Annotated in this window: 14 protein-coding genes; 8 read left to right on the forward strand and 6 right to left on the reverse strand. The window is 72.3% G+C overall.

Translation table 11 applies throughout. From position 1 onward, the window contains the following. Positions 1-214 precede the first annotated feature (214 nt). From EUA94_RS18190 to mobA, 4 genes are all read right to left on the reverse strand, one after another. On the reverse strand, positions 215-844 hold the full coding sequence (locus EUA94_RS18190) for a bacterial proteasome activator family protein (protein ID WP_129428316.1): 630 nt from the start codon (positions 842-844) through the stop codon (positions 215-217). Between the two features lie 320 nt (positions 845-1,164). Continuing rightward, positions 1,165-2,133: an NAD(P)H-quinone oxidoreductase gene (locus EUA94_RS18195; protein WP_129428317.1), complete on the reverse strand. Its 969-nt coding sequence runs from the start codon at positions 2,131-2,133 to the stop codon at positions 1,165-1,167. 4 nt (positions 2,134-2,137) lie between these two features. Beyond that, entirely contained in the window at positions 2,138-2,461 is a 324-nt protein-coding gene (locus tag EUA94_RS18200) for a DUF6457 domain-containing protein (protein WP_129428318.1), read from the reverse strand. Between the two features lie 48 nt (positions 2,462-2,509). Further along, positions 2,510-3,085 (reverse strand): molybdenum cofactor guanylyltransferase, encoded by a 576-nt coding sequence (gene mobA / locus EUA94_RS18205; protein ID WP_129428319.1) that lies wholly within the window; start codon positions 3,083-3,085, stop codon positions 2,510-2,512. Between the two features lie 42 nt (positions 3,086-3,127). Here mobA and EUA94_RS18210 point away from each other — a divergent pair, with 42 nt between their 5' ends. From EUA94_RS18210 to EUA94_RS18230, 5 genes are read left to right on the forward strand one after another with little or no spacing between them, the layout of a single operon-like run. Next, positions 3,128-3,895, forward strand: a complete 768-nt coding sequence (locus EUA94_RS18210) for a carbon-nitrogen hydrolase family protein (protein ID WP_129428320.1) — start codon at positions 3,128-3,130, stop codon at positions 3,893-3,895. An 11-nt stretch (positions 3,896-3,906) separates the two neighbouring features. Next, on the forward strand, positions 3,907-5,136 hold the full coding sequence (locus EUA94_RS18215; protein WP_129428321.1) for a hypothetical protein: 1,230 nt from the start codon (positions 3,907-3,909) through the stop codon (positions 5,134-5,136). Between the two features lie 46 nt (positions 5,137-5,182). After that, positions 5,183-5,410: a biotin/lipoyl-binding carrier protein gene (locus EUA94_RS18220; RefSeq protein ID WP_129428322.1), complete on the forward strand. Its 228-nt coding sequence runs from the start codon at positions 5,183-5,185 to the stop codon at positions 5,408-5,410. Positions 5,411-5,428: 18 nt separating this feature from the next. After that, positions 5,429-6,073, forward strand: a complete 645-nt coding sequence (locus EUA94_RS18225) for a Pr6Pr family membrane protein (RefSeq protein WP_129428323.1) — start codon at positions 5,429-5,431, stop codon at positions 6,071-6,073. Positions 6,074-6,082: 9 nt separating this feature from the next. After that, on the forward strand, positions 6,083-7,093 hold the full coding sequence (locus EUA94_RS18230) for an aldo/keto reductase family protein (protein ID WP_129428324.1): 1,011 nt from the start codon (positions 6,083-6,085) through the stop codon (positions 7,091-7,093). A 26-nt stretch (positions 7,094-7,119) separates the two neighbouring features. On the opposite strand, the gene EUA94_RS18235 is transcribed toward EUA94_RS18230, so the two are convergent. Beyond that, the gene (locus tag EUA94_RS18235; protein ID WP_129428325.1) at positions 7,120-8,394 is read right to left on the reverse strand and encodes an MFS transporter; all 1,275 of its coding nucleotides are present in this window, start codon (positions 8,392-8,394) and stop codon (positions 7,120-7,122) included. Positions 8,395-8,415: 21 nt separating this feature from the next. Next, complete coding sequence (locus EUA94_RS18240; RefSeq protein WP_242494951.1) at positions 8,416-9,165, reverse strand: ABC transporter permease; 750 nt, start codon at positions 9,163-9,165, stop codon at positions 8,416-8,418. 113 nt (positions 9,166-9,278) lie between these two features. On the opposite strand from EUA94_RS18240, the gene EUA94_RS18245 reads away from it, so the two are divergent. The 3 genes from EUA94_RS18245 to EUA94_RS18255 are packed head-to-tail and all read left to right on the forward strand — an operon-like array spanning position 9,279 to position 11,848. Continuing rightward, the gene (locus tag EUA94_RS18245) at positions 9,279-9,755 is read left to right on the forward strand and encodes a DUF2231 domain-containing protein (protein ID WP_129428326.1); all 477 of its coding nucleotides are present in this window, start codon (positions 9,279-9,281) and stop codon (positions 9,753-9,755) included. 43 nt (positions 9,756-9,798) lie between these two features. Further along, the gene (locus tag EUA94_RS18250; RefSeq protein WP_129428327.1) at positions 9,799-10,482 is read left to right on the forward strand and encodes a response regulator transcription factor; all 684 of its coding nucleotides are present in this window, start codon (positions 9,799-9,801) and stop codon (positions 10,480-10,482) included. 7 nt (positions 10,483-10,489) lie between these two features. Then, a complete protein-coding gene (locus EUA94_RS18255) occupies positions 10,490-11,848 on the forward strand; it encodes a HAMP domain-containing sensor histidine kinase (RefSeq protein WP_129428328.1) in 1,359 nt (452 codons plus the stop codon). Positions 11,849-11,854 lie beyond the last annotated feature (6 nt).

Raw genomic sequence — 11,854 nt, forward strand, 5'->3', positions numbered from 1 at the left:
CGTACGTCTGCCCCAGTCCCCAGACATGCCGGCAGCCAGGCCGGCTGCCTCCGGCACCAGACCCTCACGGATCCCAGCCCAGAACCGACGATCAAACTCCCGCGGACTCTTCGGACGAGCACCCATCACACATCTCCTCAACATCGAGGTGTTGCATGACTACCTAGAACCCGCCCGGCTCCCGGGCAGACGAATGATGCGGACTATCGCGGGGTCAGAGGTACATGCCGCTGGAGGGTCCGCCGGACTCCTCGTGCGCCTCGCTGCCGCCCGGCATGGTCGGCATGCCGACGGGCTGGTGCTGACCGCCCTGGCCCATCGGGAGGGCGCGGCGGATCTGCTCGAGCTGGGCGCGCGAGGCCATCTGCTGGGCGTAGATCGCGGTCTGGATGCCGTGGAAGAGCCCCTCGAGCCAGCCGACCAGCTGGGCTTGCGCGATGCGCAGCTCGCCCTCGGACGGGGTGCCCTCCTCGGTGAAGGGCAGGGTCAGCCGGTCGAGCTCCTCGACGAGCTCGGGCGCGAGGCCGGTCTCGAGCTCCTTGATGGAGGCGGCGTGGATCTCCTTGAGGCGCTGGCGGCTGGCCTCGTCGAGCGGAGCCGCCTTCACCTCTTCGAGGAGCTGGCGGATCATGCTGCCGATCCGCATCACCTTCGCGGGCTGCTCGACCAGCTCGGTGATGTGGCGCTCGCCGTCGCCCTCGTCGCCGCCCTGCGTCATCGCCGGCAGCGCACTCGCGGGGATCGTGCCGATGGGCTGGCCGTCGGGGCCGATCACGACGACCTGATCGTCGTCGCCACCAGAAGTGGCCACGTCGGTCTGCTCGGGCTGCTGCTCCTCGGTCATGTCGTCAACCCTAGTCGGGGGTTCCGAGCCCGTTTGAGCGGTGGGTGAGGCGGATTTGGCCCGCCCGGAACCCGCCTCCCACGCCGCTCCCGGGCGTGTCTCCACGCGCCATGCGTACGAGCGGTGGCTGAGGAGGATCGCCAGGGTCCGGAACCCGCCTCACACACCGCTCGTGGAGCGGTGATGGAGCCACCTTCGGCACCGAGGAAAGGTGGCTGGACCACCGCTCGAGGGGCGTCGTACGCGGAGCGCGGGACGGCGGTGGCGGGGCCACACTCCCGGGCCGCCGAATGTGGCTGGACCACCGCTCGAGGAGGCGATCAGAGGGTGAGGACGATCTTCCCGGAGTGGCTGCCGTCCTCCATGAGCTGGTGCCCGCGGGCGACGTCCTCGAGGGGCATCGTCGTCTCGACGATCGGCCGGATGGCGCCGGCGGCGACGAGGGGCCACACGTTCTCGACGACGCCGCAGCAGATCGCCGCCTTCTCGGTGACGGGACGGGCCCGGAGCGAGGTCGCTGTGACGGAGGCGCGCTTGCGAAGCAGGACGGAGAGGTCGAGCTCGCCCTTGGCGCCACCCTGCATGCCGATGACCACGAGCCGCCCGCCGGTGGCGAGCGCGTCGACGTTGCGGCCGAGGTACTTGGCGCCCATGTTGTCGAGGATGACGTCGGCACCGCCGGCCTCGGCCAGCACCTCGACGAAGTCGTCCTCGCGATAGTCGATGACGTGCGTTGCACCCAGCGACCGGCACAGCTCGAGCTTCGCCGGTGAGCCGGCGGTGGCGAACACCTCCGCGCCGCGCGCGGCCGCGAGCTGGATCGCCATCGTGCCGATCCCGCCGGCACCGCCGTGGACGAGGAAGCGCTCGCCCTTCGCCAGGTGCGCGGTCATGAAGACGTTGGACCACACGGTGGCCGCGACCTCGGGCAGGCCGGCCGCCTCGATCAGCGAGACGCCGCCCGGGACCGGCATGACCTGGCCGACCGGCACCGCCACCAGTTCGGCGTACCCGCCACCCGCGAGCAGCGCGCACACCTCGTCGCCCACGGACCAGCCCGTCACGCCCTCGCCCAGGCCGACGACGCGGCCGCTGCACTCGAGCCCGATCGTCTCGGAGGCGCCGGGCGGGGGTGGGTAGAAGCCCTGCCGCTGCAGGGTGTCGGCGCGGTTGACGGCCGTCGCGACGACCTCGATCAGCACCTCGCCGGCGGCCGGGCTCGGAGCCTCGACCTCGCCGACGGACAGGACCTCGGGGCCACCGGTGCCGGTGGCGACTGCTGCACGCAAGGGCTCAGTCCTCGTAGCGGTCGGTGGAGTGGTCGACCGTCGAGTCGTCGGGCACGTCGTCGTCGACGTCGTCTGGGTCGGGCGCGTCGGCGGGGCGGTCCCAGCTCTCGGCGAGCGCCTGGGCCTTGGCAGCCATCCGCTCGACCTTCTCCGGGTTGAGGTCACCGGCCCCGGCGGCGAAGCCGAGGAGGTACGCCGTGATCGGCGCAGCGGTCTTCTGCACGTTCTGCGCCGTCACCCGGGCCAGGTCGAGGATGAGGCCCTCGTCGACCTCGGTCTCGACGTCGAGCGCATCGGCGAGCTCGTCGATCCAGTCGTGGAGGTTCACGACCCCAATGTCTCGCACCCGACCCGGCGGCGGCAAGGGACGGTCGTCTCAGCGCAGGTCGCGCAGGTCGGCCCACGTGTCGATGTCGACCGCCTCGTCCCCCACCGTCGGCACGTCGGCGAGGTCGAGCGGCGCGAGGAGCCGGTGCAGCGCCATGCCGTGCTGCGCCTCCAACCCGGGACGTACGCCGGACAGCCGGGCCGCGTCGACGACACCGGCGAGCTGGCGCCGCCCGTCGGCGTCGACCAGGAACGCGCCGTCCCGGCCGACCGTCGCGTCGCGCAGCCGCCGCATCGTGGCGGGGGTGACGCGCGGCATGTCGACCGCCAGGACCCCGACGAGCCGCGGCCGGCGCAGTAGCGCGTCGACCCCGGTGAGCAGGCCGGCGACCGGGCCGCCGCGGGGCGGGTCCTCGCAGACGAACGTGACCGGACGGGCCGTGGGGACGCTCTCCGGTGCAACCACCACGACCTCGTCGGCGTCGAGGAACGCGTCGACCGCGAGCTCCAGCAGCGTCCGACCGTGAAGCTCGACGGCCGCCTTGTCGATCCCGTCCATCCGGGCGGCCGTCCCGCCCGCGAGCACGACCCCGCAAAATCCGCCCGCGCCGACGTAGAGGTCCATGGAGCCATCCTCCCAGCCCCCGTCCTCTGGCACTCTGGACCTATGACCGACCGGCTGCGCGTACGCGTCCACCAGTGGGCGAGCGGGCTCGACGCCGCCGCCAACCGCGGCCGCCTCGCCGAGGCAGTGACGCCCGGCGCGGACCTGGTCGTCCTCCCGGAGGCCTTCGCGCGTGACTTCGGCGAGGCCGGGTCGGACGTCAGCGCGTACGCCGAACCGCTCGACGGACCGTTCGGCACCGAGCTCGCGCGGGTCGCGGACGCCGCCTCGTCCACGGTGGTCGCCGGGATGTTCGAGGTGGCCGACGATCCCGAGCGACCGCACAACACCCTCCTGGTCGCGGGAGCCGCGCAGGCGGCGTACCGCAAGATCCACCTCTACGACTCGTTCGGCTACCGCGAGTCCGACCGCCTCACCGGGGGTGCACCGGAGCCGGTCGTCGTCGACGTCGCGGGATGGCGGGTGGGCCTGATGACCTGCTACGACCTGCGCTTCCCCGAGCTCGCGCGGCTGCTCGTGGACGACGGGGCCGAGGTGATCGTGGTGCCTGCGGCCTGGCTGCCGGGGGACCGGAAGGTCGAGCACTGGCGCACCCTGCTGGCCGCCCGCGCGATCGAGAACACCTGCTTCGTGGTCGGCGCTGCCCAGCCCGAGCCGCGCTACTGCGGCCACTCGGCTGTCTTCGGCCCGATGGGCGAGCTCCTCGCCGATGCGGCCGACGGTGAGGCCACCTTCGAGGTCACCCTCGACCGTGACGACCTCCGCGCGAGCCGTCGTACCAACCCGTCCCTGACCAACCGTCGGCTGTAGCCTTCCGCGTCGTGCCTTCCCCCACCTCCGACAGCCCCCGCGGGTCCTCCCGCGGCAAGCGGGCTGCCGAGCGAGCGCCCTCGCGGGTGCGTCGCCGGCGGGAGAAGGCGGACCCGACCCCGTCGGAGCCGACGGTCACGACACCAGTGGCGCCCCCCACCCCGCGACCGGTCGCCCCGACCGCGCCCGTCGGGCCCGCCCCCGCAGCGTCGGTGGAGGAGCCGCGCCAGGAGGGTCCGCGGCGACTGCTGCTGACGCTGTGGTTCGTCGTCCTCGGGCTGGGTGCCGCTGCACTGGCGATCTCCGCTGTCACCGGGATCCTCGGCCACCTTCCCAGCGGCCTGGACCGGTTCGGCGCGCCGCCGGGCTGGCTCGACGGTGCCGGCGCGGTCGCCGTGGTGACTGCCCTGTCGTGGCTCCTCGCCACCCGCACCGCCGGTCGCGCCATCATCTCGGCGGGCCTGGCCCTCGGCCTGGGCGTCGCGAGCCTGCTCATCGGCGGCCGGGTGCTGCCCACCGGCGCCGCCGTGCTGACGTGCGTGGTCGGCAGCGTGTACGCCGTGATGGTGACGGTGCCGGCCATCACCTGGTTGAAGGCGGTGCGCGAGGCCGTCATCGCCACCCTCGTCGCCGCCGTGACGGCCTCCGCGGCCGTCGGCTTCGAGCCCACGGTGGCAGCAGAGCGCTTCGACATCGCGGCGCTCCTGCTCGCCCTCGCCCTCGTCTTCACCATCGTCTACCGCCTCGGTGCCGGCCTCCACGGCCTCGGTCGCCGCGGGCTGGTGATCGTCGCGATCGGGCTCGCCGTCCTTGTCGCGACGATGGCGTACGCCGAGCTGCTGAGGCGCTACGGCGCGCAGACGTTCGTCTCGTCGGTGCTCGACTTCGCCGACGCCACCTCCGAGCGCATCGGCGCCTTCCCGCGCCCGCTCGTCGTGCTGCTCGGCATCCCGGCGCTCGTGTGGGGCACCCACGTCCGCGCCCGCCGGCGGCAGGGCTGGTGGGTCTGCGCCTTCGGCGTCGCCGCGACCGTGCCGCTGGCGTCGGGCCTGATGGCGCCGGACAGCTCGTACGTCGAGGCCGGCCTGCGGGCGGCGTACTCGCTCGTGCTGGGCCTGGTGATCGGCTACGTCGTGATCCGCGTGGACCTCGCCCTCACCGGGCCCAAGGGCCGGCGTGGCCGTCGGGCCGAGGAGGCCGGGGCGCACCGTCCCGAGCCGAGTCGCTTCGCCGAGCTGTGACCCGCTGATCAGCGCGTACGCCCCGGTAACCGCTACCGTCGGGCGCATGGCCCGCTCCACCTCCCTCGAGATCGTGTCCGAGCTGGTCGCCAACGTGCTGACCATCGAGGTCGCGGAGGGCGACCGCGTCGAGGCCGGCGACACCGTCGTGCTGCTGGAGTCGATGAAGATGGAGATCCCGATGCTCGCCGAGCGGGCCGGGACGGTCACCGCGATCAAGGTGACGGTCGGCGACGTCGTGCAGGACGGCGACGTCCTCGTCGTCCTGGACTGAAGGCCCTACGCTCCTCGCATGACCGATGCCCGCGCCCGCCAGGTGCACCTCGTGGTCGCAGTAGTCGCCTGGGCCGCGACAGTGCTGCAGTTCGTCCTGGTGGTGTCGGGCTCGGCCGTCCTCGTCGAGGACGACCCGCCGGGCCTCGGCGCGCGAATCTACCGCTTCTTTGCCTACTTCACGATCCAGAGCAATCTGCTGGTGGCCGTCGTCTCGACCATGCTCGTCCGCGAGCCCGCGCTGGACCGGCCCACGTGGCGGGTGGTGCGCCTCGCCGGCCTGGTCGGCATGACGGTCACCGGGCTCGTGCACTTCTTCCTGCTGCGTCCGCTGCTCGACCTCGACGGCGCCGACTGGTTCGCGGACAAGCTGCTGCACATGGTCGTGCCGGTGCTGGCCGTCGCGGCCTGGGCGTGGGTCGGACCTCGTCCGCGGTTCGCCTGGCGCGAGGCGGCATACGCCCTCGTCTGGCCGCTGGCCTGGCTCGTCTGGACCCTCGTCGTCGGACAGGTCGACGGGTGGGTGCCCTACCCGTTCCTCGACGCCAGCGAGGAGGGATGGGGATCGGTCGTGGCGGTGAGCGTGGGGATCACGGCGTTGTTCGGTGCCCTGTTCGCGCTGTTCGCCTGGCTCGACCGGAAGCTGCCACCAGCCCCTCGCTAGGGTCGACGCATGGAGTTTCGATACCTCGGCAACAGCGGACTGAAGATCTCAGAGATCACCTACGGCAACTGGCTGACCCACGGGTCCCAGGTGGAGAACGACGTCGCCACCCAATGCGTACGCGCCGCCCTCGACGAGGGCATCTCGACCTTCGACACCGCGGACGTGTACGCCAACACCGCGGCGGAGAGCGTGCTCGGTGAGGCGCTGAAGGGCGAGCGCCGCGAGGGGCTGGAGATCTTCACCAAGGTCTACTGGCCCACCGGCCCGAAGGGCAAGAACGACACCGGCCTGTCCCGCAAGCACATCATGGAGTCGATCAACGGCTCGCTCGAGCGGCTGCAGACCGACTACGTCGACCTCTACCAGGCCCACCGCTTCGACGTGGAGACGCCGCTCGAGGAGACGATGCAGGCGTTCGCCGACGTCGTCCGCCAGGGCAAGGCGCTCTACATCGGCGTCAGCGAGTGGACCGCCGACCAGATCCGCGCCGGCGTGGAGCTGTCGAAGGAGCTCGGCTTCCAGCTCATCTCGAGCCAGCCGCAGTACTCCATGCTCTGGCGCGTCATCGAGGGCGAGGTCGTCCCGACCTCCCGCGAGCTCGGGGTCTCCCAGATCGTGTGGAGCCCGATCGCGCAGGGCGTGCTGACGGGGAAGTACAAGCCCGGCCAGGCCCCGCCGGAGGGCTCGCGCGCCACCGACACCAAGGGAGGCGCGGACATGATCTCGCGCTTCATGAACGACGACGTCCTCACCGCCGTCCAGGACCTCGAGCCGATCGCGAAGGACTGCGGCCTCACCATGGCCCAGCTCGCCATCGCCTGGGTGCTGCAGAACGACAACGTCGCCGCCGCCCTCGTCGGCGCCTCGCGTCCCGAGCAGGTCGGTGACAACGTCAAGGCCGCCGGCGTGAAGCTCGACGACGACGTGATGAAGCGCATCGACGACGCCCTCGGCTCCGTCGTGGTCAGCGACCCCGGCAAGACGGCGGAGGGTACGCCGAAGGCCCGCGTCGTCTGAGTCTGCTGCTGTCGCAGGCGCCGGCGTCAGTGGTCGTACGCCGCCCGCGTGACCCGGTAGCGCACGAAGGCCGGGACGGCGAGGGCTGCTGCGACGGTGAAGACGACCACCAGCACGCCACCGCCGGCCGCGGCGACGGCGGCGCCGGTCGCGGCTGCGGTCGCGCCGTGGGCCACGTCCGCGATGCGCGGGCCACCGGCGACCACGACGATGAAGATGCCCTGCAGGCGGCCGCGGACCTCGTCGGCCGCGGCGGACTGCAGCATCGACGTACGGAACGCGGCGGAGGCCATGTCGGCGGCGCCGCCGATCGCGAGCATCAGCACCGCGACGCCGAGCATCATGGCCGGGGCGTACGACGCCAGCATCGCGGCCACGCCGAAGCCGATCATCGCGAACCCCCACACGAGGATCGCCACGATCACGGCCAGGCCCTGGCGCTCGACCCGCGACACCCAGCCCGACAGCACGCCGCCGACCACCGCGCCCAGCGGGATCGCGGCGAAGAGCAGCGCGAAGGCCAGGCCGCCCTCGCTCGGTCCGCCGAACGCGACGTCCGCCATCTCCGGGAACAGCGCGCGCGGCATCCCGAAGACCATCGCGATGATGTCGACGACGAACGACATCATCAGCACCGGCTGGGTCCGCAGGTAGCGGAAGCCGTCGATGACCGCGCGGATGCCCGGCGTGACCGTCGCGCCCATGACCGGCAGCGCCGGCAGCCCGACGACCGCGCCGAGGGTGGCGAAGAGCGTGATCGTGTCGAGCAGGTAGAGCCAGGAGAAGCCGACCAGTGGGATGAGCGCTCCGCCGACGAGCGGACCGGCGATGCCGCCGGCCTGCATGACGGTCATGTTGAGCGAGTTCGCCGCGGGCAGGAGCTGCTTGTCGAGGATGCGTGGCAGCAGCGCGGACCGGGTCGGTTGGTTGACCGCGAAGAACGCCTGCTGCACGGCGAAGAGGCCCAGCAGCAGCCACACGTCCTCCGCGCCGAGCGCCGCCTGCAGCCAGAACCCCGCACTGGTGAGGATGAGCCCGACGGTCGTGACCATCAGCAGCGTGCGTCGGTCGAAGACGTCGGCGAGCGCCCCGCCCCACAGCCCGAAGACCACCAGTGGGACGAGGCCGAAGACGCCGGTGAGCCCGACGTACGCCGACGAGCCGGTCATCGTGTAGATCTGCGCGGGCACCGCCACGACGGTCAGCTGCGCGCCGATGACCGTGACGATGTTGGCCAGCCAGAGCCGGCGGAAGTGGGGGTTGGCGAGCGGTCGGGTGTCCGCCAGCAGTCGCCTCTCCACCTCGGCAGGCTAGGTCACCGGTCAGGTCTCGACGGCGGGCAGGTACGGCGAGCGTCCGAGCTGGCGTGTGACCACGACACCCGTGATCGTCATCGCCAGGGCGATCCCGGCGAGGACGACCAGCTGGAACTGTGCGGCGACCTCGGGACTGGCGCCGCCGAAGAGGGCGCCCACGAACGCGCCGGGAAGGGTGACGAGTCCTGTCGAGCGGGTCTGGTCGAGGTTGGGGAGCAGTGACTCCCGCACCGCCTCCTGCCCGATCTCGAGGTGGGCGCGGGCGGGGGTCGCGCCGAGCGAGAGCCACGCCTCGACCTCGTCGCGGCGGTGTCGTACGCCGCGCAGGAAGTTCCGACCCGACAGGGTTGCTGCGCTCATGGCGTTGCCGATGATGATGCCGGCGACCGCGACGAGGTGGCGTACGTCGAGGTCGACGAGCCGCAATACGAACACTGCGGCGAGCGAGACCCCGGCGCCGGCCACGACGCCGACGACCGCCGCCCGTCGGCCGTGCCACAGCTCGCGCAGCCGACCTGCGGCCGTCCATGACGCCGTCGTCAGCATCAGTACGAGGAAGGCGACCACCGTCCACGGCAGGGACAGGATGCCGCGCAGCAGCAGTGCGACGACGGCGAGCTGGACCACGGCCCGGGCCAGCGCGGTCAGGGGAGTCCAGCCCAGGCCGACTCCCGAGCGCCAGGCGATGAGCACCGTGGCGAGCACCACGACGAGCAACCCCGCTCCGAACCAGGCGTAGTCGATGACCTGCGGCACGAGCAGACCGTATCCCCACGCGCGGCGGCCCACGGTCCAGTCAGGTTGTCGGCAGGTGGGCGGCCGGACGCTGGCGACGTCGCCCGCGAAGGACGTGGGCCGAGGAGGCGTCCATGTTCGACCTGGTCAACGGCCTGCCCATCCACCCGCTCGTGGTCCACGGCGTGGTCGTCCTGCTGCCACTCGCCGTGCTCGGGACGATCGCGATCGCGGTCAGGCCGGCGTGGCGGCTCACGTACGGCGGCCTCGTGGTGGCCTGTGCAGCAGTGGCGACCGCGCTGCTGCCCATCGCGACGTCGAGCGGCGAGGCGCTCGAGAAGCACGTGGGCGACCCGGGCGAGCATGCGGAGCTCGGCGACCAGCTCATCTGGTTCGCGATCCCGCTGCTGGTCCTGACGCTCGCGCTGGTCGTGCTCGAGCGGCGCAAGGCCGCCGGCAAGCCGGCGGTCGGGCCGTCAGCCCTGCCGATGGCGGTCGCCGGGCTCGCGGTCGTCGCAGCCCTCGCGGCCGGCGTACAGGTCTATCGCGTCGGTGACTCCGGCGCCCGCGCTGCCTGGGGCGACCAGGTCGCGTCCTCGACCGGTGATTGAGGCGGGGTCGACTCGGTCGACACGGACAGGAGAGGGTGGTGTCGTGCTGACCATCGGTGTCTGCGAGGACCAGGAGTCGATCCGCAAGGTGCTCGTACGCGGCCTGCGCCAGGCCGGTCACGAGGTCGTCGTCGCCCATGACGGGCGCGAGGCGCTCCTGCAGTTCGGACCCGACGAACCTCTCGACGTCGTCGTGATGGACGTCGGACTTCCCGACTCCGACGGACGCGACGTGGTCCAGGCCCTCAAGTCCGCCGGACAGCACGCACCCGTCCTCTTCCTCACCGCACTCGGCGCTCCGCACGAGGTGCTGGCGGGATTCGCCGCCGGCGCGGACGACTACGTCGTCAAGCCGTTCGAGATCGCGGAGGTGCTCGCCCGCCTCGACGCGCTGGCCAGGCGGGGTCCGGACCGTCGGCTGCAGGCCGGCGGCCTGGTGCTCGACCCGGTCCAGCACGCCGCCCGCAGCGAGCACGGCCGGGTGCTGCTCACCCCGACGGAGTTCCGGATGCTCGCGGCGATCACCTCGCGTCCGGGAGAGGTCGTCCGGCGTCGCAGCGTCGTCGCCGCTGCCTGGCCCGACGGTGCGAGCGTCTCGGAGAACACGATCGACTCCTTCATCCGCCGGATCCGGGCCAAGCTCGACGAGATCGAGTCGCCCACCGCGATCGAGACCGTCCGGGGCGTCGGCTTCACCGCGGTCGACCGTCCGGCCGCGCACTGGTGAGCCGCCGATGACCGAGCCCCGCAACCCGGCGAGCGTCCGGAGCCGCCTCGTCGCGCTCACCGGCACGCTGTCCGCGTTCGTGGCGCTCGGGCTGGTCGTCATCGTCCAGGTGGTCCTTGCGGGGGCGGCGACCGACGCCGTCACCCGGGTGCTGGACGACCGGGCCGACGCCCTCATCGGCGCGGCGAGCCCGGCGTCCGCGGGAGGCTCGCTCCAGGTGCCGGCCGACCTGCTCGCGCCCGGTGTCGCGGTGTACGACGCGACGGGTGAGCTGGTCGCGGGCTTCGTCGCCCCCTCCCAGCAGGTCACCTTCGACGGCCTCTCGGGCGCCACTGAGCGGAAGGTCGTGGAGGTCGACGACACGTACGCCGCGATGGCGCGACCGTTCACGCTCGACGACGGGACCAGGGGAGTGGTGGTCCTGTCCGAACCGGTCACGCCCTACGAGAACGACGAGCGCAACGCGTTCGCCGTCTCGGTCGTCGCCGGTCTGCTCATGGTGCTCCTCGCAGTGGTCATGGCGGCCTGGATCAGCCGTCGCGCGCTCGCCCCGGTCGAGGCGATGGCGCACACCGCGCGGGAGTGGAGCGAGCACGACCTCGATCGCAGGTTCGACCTCGGCGCACCGACGGATGAGATCCGCGCGCTGGGCCGGACGCTCGACGACCTGCTCGACAAGGTCGCCCGGACCATCCGTGCCGAGCAGCGGCTCACGTCAGAGCTCGCCCACGAGCTGCGCACGCCGCTCACCGCGATCCAGGCCACCGCCGAGCTGGTGTCGATGCGTCCCGACCTCGACCCGCAGCTGCGCGAGGACGTGGACGACGTGCTCGCCGGGTGCCGGGCGATGGCCGCGACGATGACGGTCCTGTTGGAGATCGCGCGCCGGCAGGCCGAGGGATCGCTGGACGGGAGCACCACGGGCGAGCACCTCTCCGACGCCGTACGCCGGAGGCACGCCGACGCCCGGCTCGAGGTCGACCTGCCCGACGACCTGGCCGTGAGCGTCCCCGTCGAGGTGGTCCTCCGCGTGCTCGCGCCGGTGCTCGACAACGCCCTCCGCGTCGCGGACCGGGTGGTCCTGACCGCTGGTAGCGGGTCGGGACCCGGCCTCGTGACGCTGCACGTGCGGGACGACGGCCCGGGGGTGGCCCCCGCGCTGGTCGACAGCCTCTTCGAGCCCGGCAGCACCGACCGGGTCGGCACCGGCAGCGGCCTGGGACTCTCCCTGGCCCGCCGGGTCGCCCGGAGCGCGGGCGGCGACCTGACGCTCCTCACCGACGGGCGTACGGGCGCGACGTTCGTCGTGACGCTGCCAGGCCGTGGCCTCCACGACAGTCAGGTTGTCGTCAGCAAGGACCACTGACACTCG

Source organism: Nocardioides zhouii (genome assembly GCF_004137345.1).
In the GTDB taxonomy this organism is placed as follows: domain Bacteria; phylum Actinomycetota; class Actinomycetes; order Propionibacteriales; family Nocardioidaceae; genus Nocardioides; species Nocardioides zhouii.

Bases quoted from the DNA above. Each gene is read 5' to 3' on its own strand.
- EUA94_RS18230 (WP_129428324.1), top strand. From the start codon at position 6,083: ATGGAGTTTCGATACCTCGGCAACAGCGGACTGAAGATCTCAGAGATC.
- EUA94_RS18220 (WP_129428322.1), top strand. From the start codon at position 5,183: ATGGCCCGCTCCACCTCCCTCGAGATCGTGTCCGAGCTGGTCGCCAAC.
- EUA94_RS18245 (WP_129428326.1), top strand. From the start codon at position 9,279: ATGTTCGACCTGGTCAACGGCCTGCCCATCCACCCGCTCGTGGTCCAC.
- mobA (WP_129428319.1), bottom strand. From the start codon at position 3,085: ATGGACCTCTACGTCGGCGCGGGCGGATTTTGCGGGGTCGTGCTCGCG.
- EUA94_RS18190 (WP_129428316.1), bottom strand. From the start codon at position 844: ATGACCGAGGAGCAGCAGCCCGAGCAGACCGACGTGGCCACTTCTGGT.
- EUA94_RS18210 (WP_129428320.1), top strand. From the start codon at position 3,128: ATGACCGACCGGCTGCGCGTACGCGTCCACCAGTGGGCGAGCGGGCTC.
- EUA94_RS18225 (WP_129428323.1), top strand. From the start codon at position 5,429: ATGACCGATGCCCGCGCCCGCCAGGTGCACCTCGTGGTCGCAGTAGTC.
- EUA94_RS18255 (WP_129428328.1), top strand. From the start codon at position 10,490: ATGACCGAGCCCCGCAACCCGGCGAGCGTCCGGAGCCGCCTCGTCGCG.